At 45.8% G+C, this 22876-nt stretch carries 20 protein-coding genes and 1 pseudogene; 3 read left to right on the top strand and 18 right to left on the bottom strand.

From position 1 onward, the window contains the following. Nucleotides 1-2: 2 nt before the first annotated feature. From CBF27_RS10510 to CBF27_RS10430, 17 genes and pseudogenes are all read right to left on the bottom strand, one after another. The gene (locus tag CBF27_RS10510) at nt 3-926 is read right to left on the bottom strand and encodes a phosphate ABC transporter substrate-binding protein (protein WP_126814262.1); all 924 of its coding nucleotides are present in this window, start codon (nt 924-926) and stop codon (nt 3-5) included. 26 nt (nt 927-952) lie between these two features. Further along, on the bottom strand, nt 953-1969 hold the full coding sequence (locus CBF27_RS10505; protein ID WP_126814261.1) for an ABC transporter substrate-binding protein: 1017 nt from the start codon (nt 1967-1969) through the stop codon (nt 953-955). Nucleotides 1970-1983: 14 nt separating this feature from the next. Further along, on the bottom strand, nt 1984-2757 hold the full coding sequence (locus tag CBF27_RS10500; RefSeq protein WP_126814260.1) for an ABC transporter ATP-binding protein: 774 nt from the start codon (nt 2755-2757) through the stop codon (nt 1984-1986). Between the two features lies 1 nt (nt 2758). Next, nucleotides 2759-3775: an ABC transporter permease gene (locus tag CBF27_RS10495; protein WP_126814259.1), complete on the bottom strand. Its 1017-nt coding sequence runs from the start codon at nt 3773-3775 to the stop codon at nt 2759-2761. 669 nt (nt 3776-4444) lie between these two features. Next, nucleotides 4445-5800, bottom strand: a complete 1356-nt coding sequence (locus CBF27_RS10490; RefSeq protein WP_126814258.1) for a TrkH family potassium uptake protein — start codon at nt 5798-5800, stop codon at nt 4445-4447. Between the two features lie 146 nt (nt 5801-5946). Further along, the gene (locus CBF27_RS10485; protein ID WP_126814257.1) at nt 5947-6573 is read right to left on the bottom strand and encodes a V-type ATP synthase subunit D; all 627 of its coding nucleotides are present in this window, start codon (nt 6571-6573) and stop codon (nt 5947-5949) included. A gap of 7 nt (nt 6574-6580) precedes the next feature. Further along, nucleotides 6581-7957 carry a V-type ATP synthase subunit B gene (locus tag CBF27_RS10480; RefSeq protein WP_126814256.1) on the bottom strand — a complete coding sequence of 459 codons (1377 nt, stop codon included), beginning with the start codon at nt 7955-7957 and terminating at the stop codon, nt 6581-6583. Next, complete coding sequence (locus tag CBF27_RS10475; protein ID WP_170175087.1) at nt 7950-9734, bottom strand: V-type ATP synthase subunit A; 1785 nt, start codon at nt 9732-9734, stop codon at nt 7950-7952. Before CBF27_RS10475 ends, CBF27_RS10480 begins: the two co-directional genes overlap by 8 nt. Before the next feature lie 47 nt (nt 9735-9781). After that, the gene (locus tag CBF27_RS10470; RefSeq protein WP_126814254.1) at nt 9782-10093 is read right to left on the bottom strand and encodes a V-type ATP synthase subunit F; all 312 of its coding nucleotides are present in this window, start codon (nt 10091-10093) and stop codon (nt 9782-9784) included. Continuing rightward, nucleotides 10090-11082 (bottom strand): V-type ATPase subunit, encoded by a 993-nt coding sequence (locus CBF27_RS10465; RefSeq protein ID WP_126814253.1) that lies wholly within the window; start codon nt 11080-11082, stop codon nt 10090-10092. Before CBF27_RS10465 ends, CBF27_RS10470 begins: the two co-directional genes overlap by 4 nt. 12 nt (nt 11083-11094) lie before the next feature. After that, nucleotides 11095-11676 carry a V-type ATP synthase subunit E gene (locus CBF27_RS10460; protein WP_126814252.1) on the bottom strand — a complete coding sequence of 194 codons (582 nt, stop codon included), beginning with the start codon at nt 11674-11676 and terminating at the stop codon, nt 11095-11097. 36 nt (nt 11677-11712) lie between these two features. Beyond that, the gene (locus CBF27_RS10455; protein WP_126814251.1) at nt 11713-12186 is read right to left on the bottom strand and encodes a V-type ATP synthase subunit K; all 474 of its coding nucleotides are present in this window, start codon (nt 12184-12186) and stop codon (nt 11713-11715) included. Between the two features lie 30 nt (nt 12187-12216). Continuing rightward, a complete protein-coding gene (locus CBF27_RS10450; protein ID WP_126814250.1) occupies nt 12217-14202 on the bottom strand; it encodes a V-type ATP synthase subunit I in 1986 nt (661 codons plus the stop codon). Continuing rightward, entirely contained in the window at nt 14189-14515 is a 327-nt protein-coding gene (locus CBF27_RS10445; protein ID WP_126814249.1) for a hypothetical protein, read from the bottom strand. Before CBF27_RS10445 ends, CBF27_RS10450 begins: the two co-directional genes overlap by 14 nt. A 222-nt stretch (nt 14516-14737) precedes the next feature. Then, nucleotides 14738-15973, bottom strand: a complete 1236-nt coding sequence (locus tag CBF27_RS10440; protein WP_126814248.1) for an MFS transporter — start codon at nt 15971-15973, stop codon at nt 14738-14740. A gap of 619 nt (nt 15974-16592) precedes the next feature. Next, nucleotides 16593-16804 (bottom strand): annotated as a pseudogene (locus CBF27_RS10435) (AAA family ATPase); the annotation flags it as partial. 152 nt (nt 16805-16956) lie between these two features. Beyond that, nucleotides 16957-18177, bottom strand: coding sequence for a CapA family protein (locus CBF27_RS10430; protein WP_126814247.1), 1221 nt, complete (start codon nt 18175-18177; stop codon nt 16957-16959). 342 nt (nt 18178-18519) lie between these two features. Between CBF27_RS10430 and CBF27_RS10425 the strand changes: the two genes are divergently transcribed. Genes CBF27_RS10425 through CBF27_RS10415 form a run of 3 tightly spaced genes read left to right on the top strand, consistent with a single transcriptional unit; the run spans nt 18520 to nt 19623 of the window. Beyond that, on the top strand, nt 18520-19113 hold the full coding sequence (locus tag CBF27_RS10425; RefSeq protein ID WP_170175086.1) for a TetR/AcrR family transcriptional regulator: 594 nt from the start codon (nt 18520-18522) through the stop codon (nt 19111-19113). A 15-nt stretch (nt 19114-19128) separates the two neighbouring features. Then, nucleotides 19129-19353, top strand: a complete 225-nt coding sequence (locus CBF27_RS10420; RefSeq protein ID WP_126814245.1) for a hypothetical protein — start codon at nt 19129-19131, stop codon at nt 19351-19353. A gap of 24 nt (nt 19354-19377) precedes the next feature. Beyond that, nucleotides 19378-19623: a hypothetical protein gene (locus CBF27_RS10415; protein ID WP_126814244.1), complete on the top strand. Its 246-nt coding sequence runs from the start codon at nt 19378-19380 to the stop codon at nt 19621-19623. Nucleotides 19624-19712: 89 nt separating this feature from the next. On the opposite strand, the gene CBF27_RS10410 is transcribed toward CBF27_RS10415, so the two are convergent. Beyond that, nucleotides 19713-22871, bottom strand: a complete 3159-nt coding sequence (locus tag CBF27_RS10410; RefSeq protein ID WP_126814243.1) for a type I restriction endonuclease subunit R — start codon at nt 22869-22871, stop codon at nt 19713-19715. Nucleotides 22872-22876 lie beyond the last annotated feature (5 nt).

Raw genomic sequence — 22876 nt, 5'->3', positions numbered from 1 at the left:
GCTTATTTGCTTGACTGCGAGCGGATAAATCCCTGCTCCTCGACAACCGCCTGACCTTCCTCTCCCAGAACGACATCAAGGAAAGCCTGCTGTTGTTCAGTCGGTTCGCCGGAGCCGACCAGCAGAAGCGGACGCTGTAGAATATAGTTGCCGCCTGTGATATTTTCTTCAGTACAAGCCACGCCGTCCAGCTTCAATTTGACGAGCTTGTCCTCGTTTTGCGATGCTACTCCATAAGACGCATAACCGATGGCATTCTTATTGTCGATGATTTTCTCGACCAGCCCGCCCATCGTCGGTGCCTGAATCACATCGGCAGACACGTCAACATCTTTCATGATATTCTTCTGAAACACTTCATGGGCGCCGCCGCTGACATCGCGCGTCAGCACTACGATATCATCAGCCGGTAATGAACTGTCGACTTCTTGCCATGTCTTGTATTCACCGGAAAAGATTTTAATGACTTGGTCCGTCGTCAAATCATCGGTTCTTTCTAATAGCGGACTTTCTTTGTTAACAGTGATGGCAAGAGCATCAATGCCCACCAAATACTCTTTTTCATCCTTGATTTTTTTCTTTTCTTCATCTTTGACCTCTCTGGCCACCATACCGAAACTGGTCGTGCCGTCAATCAGCGTTGCAACTCCTTGACCGGAACCGCCGGATGCCACGTAAATCGAAATAGGAGCTTCCTCAAAAGACGAGTCGACCTTGTCCCATGTTTCATATTCCTCATTAAATGATGCGGCTATCGTATTGATGACAGGTGTCAGTGTCGAAGAACCGTTAAAATAAATTGCACTGGTGTCAGCTGCTTTGTCCGGAGCAGCAGACTGGTCAGTCTCTCCTCCGCCCTTGCTGTTGCAACCTGCCAAGCCAAGTACCATACTAAATACGACAAACGATAACAATCTCTTTTTCATTGATATATCCTCCTTTTTTTATCTGCTTAATTGACCGGGTTCCACAAATAGCCGATTGATTTTTCAGTCTCTTTGTCTTCGCCGATGATGCCGAATTTCTTGTAATCGGTCATGACATCTTTCAAAGTTTTTTCTGTGTCTGCATCACTGATGCCAAAATTATAGGTCTTAACCACATCAAGCACCACTTGTCTGTCGCCGGAAGCCCAATTGTTTTCAAGCATCAAATCAACAGCTTCTTCTTTGTTATTTTCCACCCACTCCCTTGTTTCCTTCATAGCACGTGTGATTTTAGCTGCTGTAATCGGATTTTTTTCATAGAAATCCCGGTTCATCGCCAGAACGCAGCAGGTTTCTGTCTTGAAGTCATCATCAAACGTGATGGAACGAATGGCCGTCAGCTTGCCTTCATCAAGAAACTTCTTGGCAAACTGGTCTGAAAGGACAGCCCCTTGAATTTCGCCGTTTTCCATCGCTAAAATAGTTGCCGTGCTTTCGACTTGTTTGAAATGGACTTCATCGGGTGCGATGTTGTCTTTGTTTAAGAAACGCAGTGCAATGTTATGGTCTGAATTTCCGATGCCGTCCGGCACTGCAATCGTCTGCCCAATCAAATCTTTCGTGCTTGTGATGCCAGAGTCACTGAGTACATAGAGTGTCTTGCAGCCTGTGTGAATCCCTGTCGTGAACAGCATGTTGACCCCGTTCACCGCCGGGACGAGGAGGGTCGCAATGTGATCCCCGGAAAAATCAACTTGACCTGTTCCGACAGCATCTTTGGTTTCCGTCGTTGAGACCAACTCCACATTCAATCCTTCTTTTTCATAAAAACCTTTTTCTTTCGCCAATCCCAGCGGCGACAAACATGCCCCGCCGTTATAGCCGACTTTGATGGTTTCTTTGTAGGCCGGTTCTTTTTTCCATGCTTCTTCATCATTGATGTCGATTTTTTTATTTGCCGGCTGAGACTCTTTCTTTGCACAACCTCCCAGAACCAATACGGCTGTCAGTGCCAATAAAATTGTTACAACTTTCTTTTTCATCTATATTATCTCCTCTAGTTTTTTTCATGCTTGCCATAATTGAGTAATTCTAAAATCTCATTTCTGTAATCCGTCAGCTCCTGACTGCTCCGGTTACGCGGATAAGGCAAATCAATGGCCATGTCTTTAATAATCCGGCCGGGCCGCGGAGCCATGACGATGACGCGTGTCCCCATATAAACTGCTTCTTCCACATCATGGGTGACCATTAACATCATGTTTTTCTTTTTTTGCCACATATTGAGCAGTTCGTCCTGCATATTCATGCGGGTAAATGCGTCCAGTGCACCCAGCGGCTCATCCAGCAGAAATATTTCCGGTTCGTTAATCATTGTGCGCAGCAAAGACACCCGCTGTGCCATACCGCCAGATAGTTGCGCCGGATAGGAATCCTTAAATTCGCCCAAACCTGCCATATCAAGCAGGTCATCGATTTTGTGCTGATTTTCCTGATACGTGCCGCGCATCTTCATGCTGAAACCGACATTACGCTTGACCGTCAGCCAAGGAAAAAGCGTCGGCTTTTGAAACGCCATCCCACGGTTGGGACTCGTGCCGCTGATTTTTTCACCACTCAGCTCAATGGTGCCGATTGTCGGCGAAAGCAGACCTGATACCAGCCGCAGTATCGTGGATTTCCCGCATCCGCTGGGGCCGACAATACTGACGAATTCGCCGCTTTTGACTGTCAAGTCAATGTTTGACAACGCATCAACGACTTCATTGGTATCAGCGCGCGCAAAGCTTTTCGAGACACCTGTCAGTGTCAGGACAGATTCTTTTGCCACACTAACTCACCTCTTCTTTCCAAATCAGCACACGCCGGCTGACGGCATTCAATATGACATTCACCAGCACGAACACGAGACAAATCAGCACAATCGCCGCATACATCTTGGCAAACTCCGCCCAAGATTTTTGCCAGGTGATATACCAGCCCAAACCGGATTCTACACCCAGCATTTCAGCGACGATTAACGCCGTACAGGCCGAACTCATACCTTGGGTCAGCCCTTGAAAAATATTAGGGATGGCAGAAGGAATGGCGATATTGAAAATCAGCTGGCGGTTAGTGGCCCCCAGTGTTTTGGCGGCATCAAAATAACCTCTGTCAATGGTGTGAATGCCTGTCATGGTCGCTATCGTGACTGAGAACCAGACCCCCAGTGCAATGATGAAAACACTACCTTTAAACAGCGAAGTCGCCAGCACCATCACAATCGGCAGCCAAGTCGTGCTCGGAATCGCCCCCAGCAGTTTCATAAATGGACTGACCCAATAGTTGACGCGTTTGCTGTAACCGCAGATAGTCCCTGTGACCAGACCGGCCAATACACCGGCAGCATAACCGGTAAACAGCAGAATCATCGAATTCTTGACACAATCCAGTAAATAAGCATGGTCTGATATCATCGCATTCAGCACTTGGTCAACCCACGGGAAATAAGGCAGCATTAAAATACCTGTTTTAAGGGTTAAATAATCATATCCAAGAAACAAGAGATAAATGAACGTATAAAAAGGTGCTTTGTATCTCAGCTTGGCAAACAGCTTTTTGGATTTCAGCGAAAACAGGAACACCATCAGTAGGATAACTGCCTGAATTCCCAGAAAATACGCATACGTGGCCGTTCCCGTATTCAAACCCGTGTTCGGCACGACACGATATTCCAAAATCGCCAGCAGGCAGGCCAGAAACGGACACAGACAAATCAAATAATCAGCTATTATCTGGACTTTCGTTTGAGGCGGCCGTTCCAGCTCGAGAAGCTGTTCTTTAGTTAATTTCTTTTGTTGGGCATACATTAGATGCTCTCCTTATCTAAATAATCACTGTGACATCTGTTCGTCCCGCTCTCGACAGCTGTCAGAGCAGGGGCTATTACCTTGGACAACACCAAGATAAAAATATCACAAACTCATGAAGAGTCATTTGTAATGATTTTTCTGGAAAACATACTGTCACCTCCTGATTGAGTTTATTGAAAACAGACTGTTTATAAACAAGTCTTGATTCCACTCGCCTATCATGGAAGTACGGATTGCCCGAATTCAATGCCTTTTGTGATTTTTTTAACTAAAAAGCAGCACAAAAAGAGCGCACTGAACCAATGCACTCTCAAACCATCAATTTGTTCATGACAAATAGACACACTTCCCCCTATGACAAGGGCTGTTCACTAAACAATTGACCGCCACTCAGAGATCGGCATCGGAAATAAAACATGATAGACTTAGAAACTTCTAAGCAATAACGGAATGTGTGTCATTTTTTAGCAGTCAGCAATGCGTTCATGTCTATTTCCCCCTCTCTCATATTATGACGAAATCGTCTGCTTACGTCTCACATTTTTTAATTTTTAATACATTTTACGGTTATAAGTATACTATTTAACATGTGCAACTGCAACCTCTTTCGCGAATCTTTGTGCAGAATGACCGCCGCAGCGATACCGTCAGCCCTTGCTTAGGCGGCTAGCCGACAAGCATATACTCTTCCGGATATTTGTACAAATCTTTTGAAGTCTGCCGTTTTTTAATCAGCGAGAAGATAAACGTGTAAATCCCGATACGCCCGATAAACATCACCAGCATGATGATGATTTTTCCTGCGAACGACAAGTGCGGTGTCAAGCCCATGGAAATGCCTACCGTACCAAAAGCTGAAAAAACTTCAAACGCAATATATTCTATGCCGAAGCCTGAAGGGACCGTTTCAGTCACGGTCAGCACTGTGATCGCACTGGCAACCAGAACCAGTGCCAGAAAAAACAAGGCAAAACTGGAGTCAACGATATCACGTTTAATAGTACGTCCGCTGCAGGAAACATGCTCCTTGCCGGACAAAATACTGCGAATCCCCAAAAACAAGACTGACAGCGTGGAAACTTTCAGTCCGCCGGCTGTCGAACCTGAATTGCCGCCGATAAACATCAGGACTATCGTCAGCACAAGAGAAGCACTGGAAACATCCGCGTAGGGAATATTGTTAAATCCTGCCGTCCGGGGGGTGGCGCTCAAAAAGAGAATGTTGCTGATTTTTTCCACAAATGTCAAATCACTGGCATGGCGGGTAAAGCCTGCTTCAAACACATAAAACAGGACAAAGCTGATACCCAGCACGAACAATGTCGCCCGCAGCGTCAGCGAAGAATGCAGTGACAATTTTTTGTGCTTGCGAAAGGTCAGCAGCTCTTTCCAAACGATAAAGCCCAGTCCGCCGGCAATCACCAGCAGACTCAAAACAACTAAAAGAAACGGACTGTTGATGCTGCTTTCCAAACTGTCTCCCAACAAATCAAAGCCTGCATTACAAAAAGCGGAAACGGCGTGAAACACACTGAATCCTAAACCTTCCACAAGCCCCTTTTCAGGCACAAAATGAAACGACAGCAAAAAAGCGCCGATCGCTTGAATGGCAAAGGAAATAGACAGTGTGTATTTTGCAACTTGAAACACGCCGCTGAACATGTCGAGATTCAGATAGTCCTTGATTAACAGTCTGGTAGAAAAACTGGCTTTTTTCTTGCTGGAAAACAGCACCAGCAATGACATCAGCAGAAAACTCATCCCGCCGATTTCCACTAAAATCAAGATGACCGTCCTGCCGAACAACGTCCAATGCGCGGCGGTATTGACAGGTGTCAGTCCCGTCACGCAAGTCGCAGAAACCGCCACAAAAAAAGCATCGATAAAATCAGTGTGGCCGGTCGTTGAAGCAATAGGCAGCGACAATAGCACCGCTCCTATAATAATAATCAATGAAAAACTCGCAGTGATTACCTGCGCGCTTGAAAAATGTCCCCGTTTTTTTCGTTTCGTCAAAGTCATTCCGATTCCTCCATATGATATCGTACACTTAATCTATCAGAATTAACGCGCATTGTCACTGTACAATTTAAAAAAAGGTGTCGAAAAACAACTATAATCGTTGTCCTTTCGACACCATCCGAGCGGCAACCGTTGAGACGGCCAGCTCACTGCGTCATTTTTTTGACTTTAATCAGCCGCGTGATGTTGCTGCGCTCATTTTCTTCCAGTTTGTTCCTGATTGCGACAATCGTTGTTTCCAATTCTGGAATCGTCATATATTCCAATGCATTGACCCGCCGCCGCGTCTTCTCGATTTCTTCCGCCAGCAGCTGGCATGTTTTTTCAACTTCCGCCAGTTCCAGCATCAGCGGAAGGATAGTCGCCAAATTGTCAAAGGCATCATCCAGCTCGATGTTGGAATTCAGATAGCCGTAGTTGAACGGCTGTGCCATAAAGTCTTCTTCATAGTCAAAATTCATGACCGGCACGATAACACTCATGATATTTTTTTCGATGACTTCCACTGTCATGTCATTGCTCGGCAAGGTCATCAGCTCTTCTATGTATGATTCATTCAATGTCGCACTTGCCAAGGCAAATGAGGAAAAAGCCGTCGTGAGTTTTTCTTCCACTTCTTTCCGCAGTGCGGCGTTCTTCCGCACCAGCTCGATAAATCGGCGGACCAGTTCATCCTGCTTGTCCTTCAGCAGTTTATGTCCGCGGACAGCTGTGGCCAGCTGTTTTTTTAACCGCGACAGGGCCATGCGTGTTGGGTTCACATTTTTTGCCATTGCTCAATCACGCCTTTTCTGTCAAATATTGGTCGAGCATCTCGTCTTTGATACGTTTCAATTCGGTTCGCGGCAAGATGCGCAGCAGCTCCCAGCCCAAATCAAGTGTTTCTTCGATGGTACGGTTTTTTTGGAAACCTTGATTGACATATTCTTGTTCAAAACGCACGGCAAACTCGCTATAAATCCTGTCCACTTCCGACAGTGCCGCCTCGCCTAAAACAACAGCTAATTCTTTGGCCTGCTTGCCTTGAGCATAAGCGGCAAATAATTGGTTCATCGTTGCCGCGTGATCTTCTCTCGTCTTGCCTTTGCCCGTGCCTTTATCTTTTAAACGGGACAGGGACGGCAAAACGTCAATCGGCGGCTGAATCCCCCGCTTGTACAAATCCCGGGACAAAATAATCTGCCCTTCGGTAATATAACCGGTCAAGTCGGGAATCGGATGAGTCTTATCATCTTCCGGCATGGTCAAAATCGGGATTTGCGTGACCGACCCTTTCACGCCGCGAATCCGTCCGGCACGCTCGTAGAGGTTCGCCAAATCGGTATACAGGTAACCCGGATAGCCGCGCCGGCCCGGGACTTCCCGGCGTGCAGCGGAAATCTCACGCAACGCCTCGCAATAATTCGTCATATCAGTCATAATTACCAGCACGTGCATCCCTTTTTCATAGGCCAAGTATTCAGCAGCTGTCAATGCCATCCTCGGCGTGGCAATCCGTTCAATCGCCGGGTCATTCGCCAAGTTCATGAACACGACTGAGCGGTCGAGGGCGCCGGTCTCCCGGAAATTCTCCACAAAGAAATCCGCTTCCTCGAATGTGATACCGATTGCGGCAAAAACAACAGCAAATTCATCGTCCGAATTCAGCACTGCCGCCTGTCTGGCGATTTGTGCCGCCAGCTCTTTATGCGGCAAGCCGGAACCGGAAAAGACAGGTAATTTCTGGCCTCTGACCAATGTGTTCAGATGATCGATGGTGGAGATGCCAGTTTGGATGAATTCATCCGGGTAATCCCTGACAGCCGGGTTGATGACCTCGCCATTGATATTTATCTTTTTCTCAGGCAGCAGCTGCGCACCTTTGTCTTTGATGCGGCCCATCCCGTCAAATACGCGGCCGAGCATGTCCTCCGACACCCCCAGCTCCAAAGGATGACCTAGAAACCTGACTTGTGAATCGCTTAAATTAATGTTGCTCGTGCCTTCAAAAATCTGAACCATCGCTTTATCGCCATCCACTTCCAGCACCTGGCCGCGGCGGATTTCGCCGTTTTGCATCCGGACTTCAATGAGTTCTTCATATTTGACACCGGACACTTCTTCCACCATCATCAGCGGTCCGACGACTTCACTGATGGTACGATATTCTTTAATCATCCTCTGTCATCCCTCCTTCCGCTACAATTTCCCGCATCCGCGCTTTCATATTCTGTGTTAATTCATCAAGCCGTTCGAGCTGATTTTCCGGCAAGTATTTGCTGCGGGCAATCTGGTCGCGGATATCAGCTGTACCTGACATCACTTCACTGAAATACGCATTCAAAGACAGGGCATAGTTCGCTTCTTTGTAGAACGTCAAAATCAGGCGCAGCATTTTAAACTGTTTATCCACCGATGTGAATGTGTCCACATCATCAAAGGCATTTTGCTGCAAAAAGTCCTCCCGGATAGACTTGGCCACTTCCAGCGTCAGCCGGTCTTCATCAGATAGAGAATCTATTCCTACCAGCCGGACGATTTCAGACAGCTCTGCTTCTTCCTGCAAAATCGTCATGCCGGTTCTCGTCAGCTCGGACCAGTTGGCTTGCAGCTGGTTGTCCAAGTATTCGCCCACCTGATTGTCGTACAATGAATAACTCTGCAGCCAGTCGATTGACGGGAAATGCCGCTGCTGAGCCAGCGTCGAATCCAATCCCCAAAATACATTCACAACGCGCAGTGTATTTTGCGTCACCGGTTCGGAGATATCTCCGCCAGAAGGCGACACGGCACTGATGGCGGTGATACTGCCTTGGCGTTCGTCATTGCCCAAGGCAACGACCTGACCGGAGCGTTCATAATATTCTGCCAGACGACTGCCCAAATAAGCTGGATAGCCCTCGTCGCCGGGCATCTCTTCCAGACGTCCGCTCATCTCACGCAGCGCCTCGGCCCAGCGTGAGGTGGAGTCTGCCATAATGGCCACAGCATAACCCATGTCGCGGAAATATTCCGCAATCGTGATACCTGTATAAATAGATGCTTCCCGCGCCGCCACCGGCATGTTCGATGTGTTGGCAATCAACACCGTCCGCGCCATCAGCGATTCGCCGGTTTTAGGGTCAATCAGCTCAGGAAACTCATTCAGTACATCGGTCATCTCATTGCCGCGTTCGCCGCATCCAACGTACACCACCAAATCCACATCGGCCCACTTGGCAATCTGGTGCTGGACCACTGTTTTGCCCGCGCCGAATGGTCCGGGCACGGCTGCAGCCCCGCCTTTTACAATCGGGAAAAAGGTGTCGATGACCCGCTGTCCCGTTGTCATCGGCGCTTTCGGGTGCATTTTTTGCGCCACCGGACGGCTCTTTCTGACCGGCCACTTCTGCTTCATTGTCAGCGGCTTGTCACCTTCCGCAGTTTCAAGGACGTAAACTGTTTCATTGATGGTATGCTGTCCCGGCATGATTTCCTTGATGGTACCTGTCATGCCGTAAGGGACCATAATCCGGTGTTCGATACTTTTCGTTTCCTGTACCACACCGACAATATCCCCCGCAGTGACGACATCGCCGACAGCTGCCCGTGCTTCAAACTGCCACTTTTTTTCTTCGTCTAATGCCGGAATCGTGACACCTCTCGTTAGAAAATGACTGTTCGCCTGAACTGCAAATGCATCCAGCGGACGTTGGATGCCGTCAAACATCTGTTCCACCAGTCCCGGTGCCAAATCGACAGACAGCGGCTGCCCTGTAGACACCACCGGTTCCCCGGGACCAATGCCGGTGGATTCCTCATATACTTGAATAGAGGCGACGTCGCCCCGCATTTCAATAATTTCGCCAATAATACCGGCATCGCCGACATAGCACATGTGCTGGATACTGGCGTCTGCCATCCCTTTTGCCATGACGAGCGGTCCCGATACTTTTGTTACTTCACCTTGCTGCACATTTTTTCCTCCCATACTACTCTCTTCTCACGTGTGTCGCAGCAATGCTACAAAATAGCTTGCCCGATTGCTTTTTCCACATAACCGTCGATATTTTTCATGCCCACGCCTTTTGAACCGAACTGGTCAGGTATGAGGATAATCGCCGGTGTCAGCTTATCCTGATAACTGGCGACGGTTTCAGCTGCCAACTCTGCAGCTGCCTCGGTCATAAAAATCACACCGTAATCTTCCGCAGCCATCTGGTTCAGGCGTTTTCTGATTTGACCGGCAGAAGTGGCGTAATAAACTTGAAACCCGAACATCTTAAACGGCATCACGGAATACTTATCGCCGATGACACCCACTTGTTTGTTCACACTAACCGCATCCTTTCACGAATTTGCGCATCTGAAAAATGATTGACCTTGCCGACTAATATTAGCCGCAAGTTTTTCCATTCGATTTCCTTGCTGTTCAAATAAGCTAAAAGCGGCAGCGGGCCGAATGCCGTCGTATCCGCCTTTTCATAAAATTTCGTCAAATAATCATCCCGCAGCCGGTCAATCGCCAAGACATCAATCTTCTGGCTGTCACTGTCCAAAATCGTCTGGAACATATCCCCGTATTTTGAATTCAGCACATACTCGGTCAATGCCGCCAAGGAGCCTTCCGCATATTCCAGCAGTTCTTTTTTGGGGATACTGCCGGAACTGGAAAGCACGGTTGATAAAAATGTCGGGGTATTGCCGCGCAAAATACCTCTAGCTAAAATCCCGATGTTATTAAAATCAATGAACGAAATCACTTCTTCCAGCAAGTTCGGCTCACCGATGTCATCTGCCAGCTGCCGCTGATATGTCAAAAACAGCCGGTCATAAATCACATCAATGCCCTGCCGGCGCCTGGCTCGCTCCAAATAATCGAACACTTCATGAATGGCACTGAGCAAAAACTCAGGCAATTCGTTGGATTTTTTCGTTCGGACAGCACTTTTCAGACTGGCTTTCGTGTACAAACCGTCCGGCAGCAGTAAATGGTCCAGATTCATGTCATTGATTTCTGCTTTCGTCAGCACTTTCAAGTTATGAAAGGTAAAGCGTGACGAATAAATATGAATGATGCGCTTGTCCGGCGCATGCTGATACAGCCACTGGAACATTGCTTCCTGCTCTTTTTTGAACACCTGATTGAAATTGGCTAAAAGATTTCCTTCTGCATACTGTTCATATCTCGTGCCTCTCAGCAGTTCTGTCACGGCGGCCATGTCTTTTGCCGCCAGCAGCTGCTCAAATTGTGCGTGTGACAAAAGTTCTGCCTCTCTCACGCGTATCAACGGATTGAGTTGGTTATAGGCGCTGTCTTTCATCAGCCGACCTCCTTACTGAAACAGCTTTTCTGCAACATAGTAGCTTTCCTTTTCTTTTAAATCAGCGACTAAGGCAGAGAACAGAAAATTATACTCGATTCTGCCCTGCCGGACGACAAAGCCGCCTTGCTGTTTGATGAGTTCATCAGACAAAACAAATGAGCGTTCACCCGTTTGAAACTGCGACAGCCAGTCCGCTGACAGCCGTCCAGCCGACAACTCGCCGAGAATGACCTCGCCTTCTCCTATGATAGGCACCTGAGTCAAAATACCAGCAGCAAAATCGGCAAAGGCAGCTTCATCCCACTGCGTCATGCGCTGGACAAGTTCATCAAACAGCGCATCCAGCAACTGCTGCTTTTTCGTCAAAACCGTTTGCCTCATCTGTACTTTTTGCCGTTCCAGTGCCATTTTCAATTCTTTTGACACAGCGGCTGTTTGTCTCAGCAACTGTTTCTCTTCATCTTTTTCGATTCTTTGTTTTTCTTCTTCAAAGGCAGCCGTTATTTCCGTCAATCTGGCTTCTTTGTAATCTGCCATCTTTTTTTCGTTTTCAGCTGCAATCTGCTGCACGATCCGTGTCAGTGCATCCATTCGCATACCTCCTCTTTACTGGTAGACCTTTTCCTGCTACTTCACGTTTGACACGAGGAAGAAGGAAATTACCAGTCCCAGCAGAGCATACGTTTCAACCATCGCCGAGAAAATGACACCTTTAGTCGCATGTTCCGGTTTTTTTGCCAAAATTTGAATCCCGGCTGCCGATACACGGCCTTGGTACATTCCCGAGAACAAGCCGGTGAAAGCCGTCGGCAGCGACGCAATCAGATAGCCCAGTCCTTGGACCACCGTCATCTCGCCTCCCAGATTCGTCATAATCATAAATGCAATAACAAACCCGTATAAGCCTTGCGTCCCCGGCAGCAGCTGTAAAATCATTGCCTGTCCGAATTTTTCCGGCTGTTCCGTCGTCAGTGCAGCCGCTGATTCACCTGCATAACCGACTCCTTTAGCTGAGCCGATTCCTGAAAAGATCGTCGCGACAGCCATCCCTAAAATAGCGAAAAGATAGCCGCCGTTTTCTGTTGTTAAAAAAGTCATCATGTTGCAAATTCCTCTCCATCTCTAAAGTAATTAATCATTTTTCCGTTCGATATTGACATATTTTTCTTCTGTTTTTAACGGCTTGAACGCCCTGCCGCCGCCAGTGTAGAATTTACCGAAAAATTCCACATACTGCAGTCTAATGCCGTGCACATACGCACTCAACAGTGACAGCAGCAGATTCAGGACGTGCAGCACGACCAGCAAGACGATACCAATCGTAAAGCGGGCAGCCGGCGGCATAAAGCCGACAATCATGTTAAACGCCGCAGCGATACTGCCGCCTGAAATTCCCAATGCCATCAGCCGGGTATAACTCACTAAATCGCCGATATAACCGGTAATGCCGTACAAGCCGTAAAGTCCTTTAGCCAGACCTTTCAGTTTTGACGGGTGGGAGAACATCGGGACAAAGACAATCGACACCGCAGATATCACAGCCACAACGATACCCAGCATCAACAACAGCTGGTTGTCCAGCAGCATGTTCGCCAGCAGAGCTGTGACGATTCCCAGCAAAAGCCCCTGCCAGGCGAATCCTTCGCTGACGCTTTCCGCATATTTCCGCTGTTTGACCAGCTGCACACCGTTTACCAGCAAACCGACCATCAATTGAATGAACCCGAACGCCACAGACAACAGCAGTATCTGATTGACGTCAGTCGTGGTCGACAGGAGCGGCAACGGCAGCGGGCCTGTCGGTAGATAGTCGTAAAAAGCCGCGCCGAAGAACGAACCGTAAATGGCTCCCCACACAATCACCGGTACCGACAGCATTTGAAACAGTTTCATGAAGCGGTCAGTGCTTTTAGGCAGCACATAAAGCTTTCCTGCAATAAATGTCGCCGCCAGAAGCAATAGACCATAGCCGACATCTGCGACCATCATCCCGAAAAACGTCAAATAAAACGGCGTCATAATCGGTGTCGGGTCGACTTCGTCATATTTCGGCAAACTGTACATCTCCGTCAGCATCTCAAACGGCGCGACCAGTTTATTATTGCTCAACTGTGTCGGAATATCCTCCGAAATCTCTTGCTGTGTCGGTGATTCCAAAAGAATGTACACGTCATTCGCCTGAAACTGTTTGGCGATACCGTCTTCAAGCACCGGTACATCCTTTTCAGGAATCCAGCCTTGCAGCATCATGATTTCCGGCGACAAGAACAAATGCTCTTTGACTTCTTCCCGCCTGATTTGCGCCCGTACACGTTCTTCCGCCAAATACAGCGCCGTCTGCCACTGGATGCAATCTGTCAGTTCTTTTTTGACTTCTTTTTCAAGCTGTCGCAAAAGCACAAGACGGTCCTTGACTGACTGATAGGCTTCCTCAGGCCGCACATCGTATGTATAATCATACACGTCAAAGCTGACATCCGAGAGCAAGCGCTGAACGGCTTGACGCTCGGACACCAGACTAATCAAAAAATAATAGCCGTGATGCGCGCTGAGATACACTTCCTCACAATAAACCGTGCCCAGCTGCTGAACAGCCGCCAAAAAGTCCGGCTGATTGCTAAGATTCAAGCTGCCGATGCGGATATCGCAATAAGCCATGTCTGTGTATGCTTGCGGCGACACATCCAAACTTCGCCAGCGGACCAGCCGTGCTTCCTCCTCGTTCAGCCCTTTCCGTTCTTCTTCAATAGCAGAAAGCTTATCTTTTAATGCAAGAATCGTCTGGGTATAATGGGCAATCAGCTCATCATCATATTGCTGTTCCAGCTCTTCCAGCGTCAGCTCGGAACGTTTGAAACCGCCCGAACCGCTACCGACTTCCCGCTCAAGTATCAGCAGTGACGACATGATAGCCTCCAGCAGTGCCTGATGACTGCTCAGACGTTCTGCATAAGAGTCGCTGTCCCGTTCCAGTTCGTCGGGAAACATGTCTGCGACCGCTTCTTCCTGTATTTCTTTTACTTCGATTGCCTGCGTTGCTTGTATCACTTGCAGCAGTGCATCTTCATGCTGACGCTCAGTTATCAGCGTCAGCTTTTTCATTTTATTGACTGCCATAGGCGGATGTCACCCTCTCTACCAGATAAGAAAGAATCGCGTCCTTATTTCTCTCATACTTCTCCTCAAACTCAGCGATTTGCGCCTGCTCTTCCGCCTGAAGCGTCAGATGGTTCTCGGCAATTGTCTGCTGTGCCTGCTCTTTTGCATGCTGCTGCCGGTCACTGATGGTTTGTCTGCTCTTCTCTTCCAGCGCCGCCAGTTTTTTCCCCAGCAACTCTTCATAATCACGCAGTTCCTGCTTTACCGTCTCTTCATGAAGCAAAGCAGCGTCCTCGGCTTCTTTTACCCGTTTCATCGCCTCGAGTGCCATAATTTTCCCTCCAATCCAAAATAAAAAAGCGCACACCTCAAGCAAGTTCTTCTGCCCTTGAAGAACTGAAACCTTGAAGCATACGCCCAACCTAGTCTAATATTTATATTATTTCCATCAATCATCATATCAAATTTGCACTGAAAGTGCAACTGACACGAATGGCGAAACTGTTGTAAACCCGCGGTATTCACACCTTGTTTTGAACTTTTAATCAATTATTCAGCTATTTCTAATTTTTTCTTTTTTGGTTATATACAAGCTGAATACAATGCCGATTGCTAAAATGACCCAGAAAAAAGCAAACATGAGACTCAATTTTTTTGTCGCAGAAATCAGCGTAAAGATAAAACTCGTTATCACAGGTCCGATCATGTAGATGAAGTTCAACGTACCCCCCACTGCTCCAAGTACTTCGCTGGAAAAATTATCATACATCAGATAGCTCATTTTAGGACCTATGAATCCCAGCAAAAGCCCGGCAACCAATGCGGTGATAAATATCCCCGCCTTAAACTGAATCATCAAAAAGAAAACTTGTACAACAAGCAAACCATATAATATTCCGATAAGTTGTATAACTGTGACTTTCTTAACATATCTCATCAGAAACAAACCGCTCACGATGATGCCAAGACTGAACAGCCCCTGATAAAAAGCCAAGGTGAACGGGAAACTCAGCACATGCAGTGCCGGAAAAAGCCGGAAAACATTTGTCGAAAATGGTACTAACAATCCCAGTATCCCATTAATAAAGGTAAATTGTATAACCAGTAATAAATAAACCTTCTTTTCAGCAATCATTTTGAACGTGGTGGTCAGATGTTTAAAAACTGCAGCTGTATTCATTTTCGATACTTGAACACTTGATTGAAACTTAAGCAGTGATGTTTTCATCGCCATCACAATCAGCAGTGCCAGCATAAAAAGTCCTACATTGATAACTGCTACTTGGGAAAAAGACAAAAAACCGATAAGCATCGCACCTAAGAAACTGGCAATAATCGATATGATTTGTGCATTGGAACCAATCAACTCCTGTGCTTCTTCCAGCCGTTCTTTTTCTAAAACAAAAGGGATGTACGGACTGAGAAGCCCATTGAACATTCTTCCTGATAAATCAGAAACTAGATTTATCAAACAAATCGCCGCTAAAGCAGCCATTGATTGGTGCATGATGAGAACAGCAACTACGGAATATAAGACCGCACGCATCACAACAAGACGTTTGAGCACTGTGTATTTATCTGCCGTATTATCAGCGATTGCCCCGCTAAGCGGATTGAACAAGTAAGGAAGATTTTCCGACAAAGTTATCAATCCAATAGCCAGAGCCGGATTGGACAGTTGACTTGCATAAATGGTAAGTACGATGTAATAGATGGAATCTGCAATAAGCGACGTCGTGGACAAGAAAAAAAAGTTGCGAAAGTTGCGGTGTGACACGAGTAAATTCATAAATGCAGGACCTCCAACAGTTTATTAACTATTATTCAAATGTTCAATTGCTTATTAATATATTTTATCACAAGAAACAAGTGACTCATAGATGTAGGCTGAAAACAATTGTTTTTTTAGTGACGAAGTGCTTATTTTTAGCAGCAAAATATAGAAAACAGATGCAACCTTGCATCAAGCTGGCTACATCTGTTTTAACATATTAATTCACTTTTTGAAGTTTCCGAGCGACCTGTTTTAATAAGATGACTACTTTCTCCCTATGATGCTGACTGCTACCGTACAAAGCTTCTTCATAGAGCATTGTCAGCTGGATAAACAAGCCATCAAACCCCGGATGAATCAACTCAAACTTTTGAGCAAAATGACTCAGTGGCATTTACACTGGTCTTGGCATTTTTTTCTCAGCCGTTGACAACAAAACCGGATAGGCTTTAAGCAGCGGTTCCTGTGACAGACGGGTAACACTGATTACAAAAACAAGCACACGCTTGCGCCATAGCTGCCAGCCGATGAATACCGTGCAAATCCCAACTATCCCATAACCGAGTACTGGCGCAAACTCGGCGAGAAGTGCTGATAATTATCCCATATACATCTGCCTCTTGGTCCCCTTGTTAGACACACCGAGAATATCACCGGGAAGGAGATCCGGTGTAAATTGAATCCCAGAAAAAGAACCACGGATAATCTTTGCCAGTGTTTTAACCATCACTGTTTTTCCAACACCCGGTATATCCTCGAACAGCACATGTCCGCCAGCAACGCGGCAACTGTCAGTTGAACCACTGCCCGTTTGCCCAAAATCACCTTTTCGACCTCGTCAATCATTTTTGGAATTCTATCAAGTAAAACACATTTAGTTTCAGCTAGCTTCGCCAATAAAAAAATCATTTAGTTTCATCTGGTTGCTAGTCCAAAATGAAGATAAATGATTTTTACAAAATACACTGCATCTTCTATTCTCTTAGTGTCTTAATAAGCTACCACTTCAAATCCAGCAGTTCCATCATCTCGTGGTAGGCCGTCTCGATGCGCTGGCGTTTTTCTTCCGGTACAGTGTCCGCTTTTTTCCCGCCTTCCAGATAGTCTTCTGCAAGCAGTACCTGATAGTCGAATGCCGTGTAACCGTTAAATGTCATACCGCCTTTTGGTTCTCTTGAAACCCAAGTCGGATGCGCCTTGATATCGGTCAGCACGGTTCGATTGTTCTCCTTCGTGACTTCGACTTCCATAATGACACCGCGCTCGGTCCAGTAATTATCCAGCGTTTCCATCCGTTGATTGGACAACAGGTTGCCCATCGAATAGATGATGAATTTCTTTTCACCGTCTTTCTCGACGATTTCTGTCGGTTCCGCAACATGGGGGTGCCCGCCAAAAATGATGTCTGCGCCGTAGTCAATCATGGCATGATACGTTTCCTTCTGCTCCTCGGTCGGCTCCAGACTGTACTCAATTCCCATCTGCGGCATGACCACTGTAATATCCGCAATTTTTTCAGCCTGCTCAATTTCTTTCTTGACCTTTTTCATATTCAAATCTTTCAAATACGTGTTGTATTCCTCTTCGCTGATGGTCTCCTCTATCCCGTTGAAACCGTAACTAAAACCCAGAAGAGCGATTTTTATGCCGTTCACGTTTTTCACCAGAATCTCTTCATCTTCGGATAAACTGACACCAAACACATCCATTCCTTCTTTTTCGAATGCTTTGACCGTATAAATAAGCCCCTCAATGCCTGTGTCTAAAATATGATTGTGGGCAAGTGTGATGGCGTCATATCCTGCATCTTTGATACTCTTGACGACTTCCTCAGGCGCATTGAAAATCGGATACCCCGCCAGCTCCCGGTGAGGATTGATTGTCCCCTCAAAGTCCCCCAGCGCCAAATCGGCGGACGAAATCAGCGGTTGAATGTGTTTGTAGTTACTTGAAAAATCGAACTCGTCTTTCTCTTCATCATACATGCCGCCATAAAGAACGTCGTGATACAACATATCGCCGCTTGCCATAATCGTCGCCGTCTGTTTCCCTGCAACTTCCTCTTTAACTTCGCTTTTACTTTGTTTGGCAATCTCCTCTTTGCCGAACAGTGTGCGCCAACTTAACAAAAACAATGCCAGAACCAAAAACAGACCGAAAATAATTTTAGCAGTCCGATTTTTTCGCGCCCTGAGTTCTGCTTTTTCCCTGCGATTCATATTACCACTCCTAAAATTGGATTAGCTTGAAGACATTTTTACCAACTCATATACATCTCAACAAATAAAACGCTACCACTAAACCGTTCGTTATTGATATGTTTTATTAAAAACAGTCTTTTCTCTAGTGTAACTGAGTTATCAGTCGAATTCAATGGATTACCGATGTCTCCGAAGCTATTTTAAAATAAATATTTTCGAACTAGGAATTGAGTTTATAATACCAAAAAATGTCTACGAGACATTTCATTGACATTTTTTCATTTTTAGGATAATATCATCTTATGAATATTTTAAATGAATATTCACATAAAATATTTTTCGTTGAGAGGTGAATCACTCATGCCAGCTACTCGCAAAAATTTTTCTGCGGAAGATAAAAACAACATAAAGAAAAAATTACAGGAAGTATGTGCTGCTTTTTGGGCAGAACAAGGGTACAAAGAAACCAGTATCAGCAAACTGTGTAAAGGCGCAAATATCTCGACCGGTACATTTTACAATCTCTACGAATCAAAAGAAGAGTTGTTCCTTGACGCTCTGAAAAAAGTCCAAACAGATTTAAACGAACAGTTCATCGCAGACATCAAGCAGTCCCCTTCAAAACAAGGGTTTATAGCGGCTATTGAAAATTTGTACTATGAATATGAAAAGAATCCCTTTTTATACGACAATAAAACAGTCGATTTTCTAGCTTTTTATAATAAACTCTCTGAGGCGGACAAAGCCAAACTCGAAGAAGACAACAGCGACTTCTTCAGACAGGCTATTGCCCATGCCAACTTAACGCTGAAAGAATCGGAACAGATGGCATTTGCCGTTTTCAGTGTGCTGCTGTCGACTGTTTCTTCAAAGGAGGCGTTATCTAAACAATTTGATTTTAAAGCAACATTTCAATTCATGGTTCAGCATTTAATGGACGAAATATTTGAATAAACAGGAGGAACACAATTGAAACATTTACTCAGTACCATTTTTAATCTATTGAGAACATCAGCGCCTGTATCAATCACCATCAACCTGATTCTTGGGTTTATTCTGCTGATTATCGGCGTGTGGCTGTTCAGGAGCCAGCCTGAGAAGCGGGGAGGATATCTGGCGTGCTTTATTTTTTCCGGACTGTTTCTTGCCGGCGCACTGTCTACAAGTGTCGTAAATTATTTATTTTTTAGTTAAGTTCAAAAAAGGAGGCCGGTTATAATGATACGCATGTTTAAAGTGATGGACTCAGCCTGTGAAACAGTGAATGACAATCTCGGGACGTCTATCAAATTTCCCAGACCAAGCAAACGACAAATGAAAAATGCGCAAATGCTGAACGTAGGGACCGGAGTCGTCTGTGTGGCGGCTGGCTTGATTACGTCTTATAAAGTCCTTTCAGTGATAGGCGGAATGAACCTTTTAGGGGCTTGCTTTATTGAGTCACAGTTGAAGCATTTTGAGTAGGGACAGAAATCAGAAAAGACCAGTCACCTGTATAAGTGATTGGTCTTTTTGAAGTTATACTATCTCTGTTAGTGCCATCTGAACTTTCCCTACCTCAACTCATCTTCCAGCGGCACGATTTCTTCATCCAGTGTTTTCCGCCACGCGCGTTTCATGGCCTGCGGATATTGGAACGGTCTGATAGCTGGATGGCGCACTTTATACGCTTCATAGTTTTTACTTTCAATAATCCCCTTGATATTCGGGATAGGCTCGGCACCGATTGTGTATTGAATTGATGAAGAATGCAGTTCGTCAATTGACACAAACCATTCCTCTGCAAAATGCGAAATAATTTGGTTGCGTGTCTGAGTGAAAAACTGGCGCTTAATCACAAAAATATCTTCATTTTTATCTATCTCTTCATTGTCTATCGCGTTAAGAATTGCGCGATAAACTTCTTTCACACATTCTGTTTTGTTTAATTTTTGCAGCGCTTTTTCGATTTCTTCACGTACATCCAGACTATGTGCCGCGTAAGTGCCTAATAATTGGTCGATATAGGCTGAATCAATGTCATAAAACTTCGTGTGGTTGTCACCGTAAAATTCAATTTCTGAAAAATCCACATTCCCGCCCGGCTCTTTATCTTCATCTATCAAAGACCCCTTAACCGTTTGATAGACCCCGGATTGTTCTTCCAATATGCTGACTTGTTCCTGCAAAGTCTTTGATTGTTCCATATCATTGTTATAATCATCGTAAGTCACCAATGCTTCATAGGCATTATTTAGTTCCTGAAAAGCTTTGACATAATCCATACGAGTAGCTACCGGTGTGTGCTCGTCCAGTTCACCGGGAACGATTTTAAATTCTTTCAATTTTCGGTATGCTTTCTTAAACCGTTTTTTAGATTCGTCATACGTCGGATAGATCAAGCCAGACTCCTCTTGAGCCTGCGAATACAGTCTCGTTGCATTCGCAACATTTTGTTCCATTGTATACGGTTTGCGGAAAGTCACGATTAGTCCTTTTGTTTTTTCGGGATAAGTCCGATTGGTTCTTGAAAATGCCTGAATCAGCGCTGCATATTCAAGATTGCGGTCGACAAACAACGTCTGAATCGTTGGTGCATCAAATCCGGTCAACAGGCGCTGAACCACAATAACCAAATCCACCTGCCTGCCAAACTGCTTAAACTCAGCTTTTTTTCGCGCCAGCCGATTGTTAATATCGCCATTGTAGCGGTCGATGTCAGAAAGTGTCCAGGCCGTGTCGTAATACGCATTGTACTCTGAGATGATTTCTTTCATATCCCCTTGCTGTTCATTAGCGTCATCCGGATTTTCATCCAGCGAATAGGTAATCGCGATACGCGGAAAATCATCATCAGTCATTGTACGGCCTTCGCGAATCGGATGATTGGGAAATTCTCTTTCCAGCCATCCAGCATCTTTTGTCATTTCTTTGATTGCCCGGTAATATCTTTTGGCCATTGCAATCGAGCTGGTAGTTAAAATGGCTGACTTTGTCGGCCTGCCATTACGGAAATCAAATTTCGTATAAGCATTATCCGGCCGGAAAATTTTGCGGATGACCTTTTGGATGTGCTCATCCTTTTCATACACATGATTTTCGATATAAGCTTCCTTATTTACTCCGTCCATCTCGTCAATCACTCGGTTGAGCTGGTCTGGAGTATATGTCGCATACGTAGCCGTTTTGCGTAACTCATGAAGAATATGATTCTCCAATGATGTAGGCTCAATGGTATTTTCATGTTCCACTTGAAAACCTAGCACGGCACCGTCTTCCAGCGCATTTTTGATGGTGTAAGTGTGCAAGACTTCACCGTATTGGTCCGGTGTTGTACGCGGCAGTCTGCCTTTGGCTTGCTTTTTATTTTCTTCAAAAATCGGCGTACCGGTAAACCCGAACCATGTCGAATTCGGAAATTGCTCTTTGATTCTTTCCATGTTTTCTGCACTTAAGGCGCGGTGGCACTCATCCACAATGAAAACGATATGCTGTCCTCTTAGCTTTTCAAACCGGTTGCCGCCTGTCCGTTCTTCCTGCTTTTTGGCCCGAGTCAAAGCAGACTCGAGCTTTTGACGGGTTGTAATGATGACAACATTTGAATTTGCATCAGCCAGCAGTGTATCGCTCAACTCTTTAGCGCTGCCAGTCCCGACGATTAAACTGTTCGATTTGGCACTGCCTGAGGACAGGCCGGTATTGAATTCTGACGCAAACTTCGTGAATTCATTCGTCGTTTGGTTATCCAAATCCTTGCGGTCTACTAACATGATGGTACGGTCAATGCCTGATTTTCGAGCCAACAGCTTGGTCGATACAAAACAGGTCAGTGTTTTACCTGAACCAGTCGCGTGCCAGACATAGCCCGACTGGCGTTTGTTAGCCGCCGCAAACAGCGCTTCAATTGCATGCACCTGATACGGATGCAGTACCATCAAAGCTTTATCATCCTGATCTTCGCTGACGATCATATAATTCGCAATCAACCGGTGAGCTTCCGGAATGTTTAAAACTTGCTTACAGAATTCATACAAGTTGTCGACCTTCTTATTATCCTTCGTGCGCCAGCTAAACAAAAACTTCCTGTGCATATTCTTAGGCATTGTATTGGCAAAATATCGCGTCGTCTGTTCGTTGGATATGACAAACAGCTGGAGCGTTGAAAAAATATTATTCCGGAACAGACCCTCCTCAGCATATTTTTTTATTTGGTTGAAGGCCTGATAGATACCATCTTTCGCGGTAACTTGTTTCAGTTCGATTTGTACAATCGGCAAACCGTTAATCAGCAATGTCACATCGAACCGCCGGTCGCGTGCTCCTGCACTGCCGGCTTGTTTCGCAATTTGATGCACTACCTCATACGTCGATAAGCCGCCGCCGATATCCTGATTGGAAAACAACACTAATGAAACTGACCCCAACGCACTGTCTTCACGGTCAATTCTAATACGGGCAATCCCGTTCTCACCTTTCAACCATTTAGCAGCCGCAAAAGGCGTTTGAGTCCTCAGCAACAACTCTGTTTTAACAGTGGCAAACTCTTTATCTGTTAGCAAATACCCCTCTAATTCCGATAAATTATTCGTGTTTATCTTATCACGCAAATTCTGCCACAAATCTTCTTCCGATTTTAAGTCCGGCCGGTAATTCCACTGATTATGCCCCTCCCCCAGAACATCAATCAGCCGTTTTTCCACCTCAGCTTCATCACGATGCACGATTTTATTCATCAGAC

Origin of the sequence: Vagococcus acidifermentans, from assembly GCF_003987655.1 — a bacterium.
Taxonomy (GTDB): Bacteria; Bacillota; Bacilli; order Lactobacillales; family Vagococcaceae; genus Vagococcus_B; species Vagococcus_B acidifermentans.
Note: the sequence above shows the minus strand (reverse complement) of the source record. Positions and strands in the feature narration are given on the sequence as shown.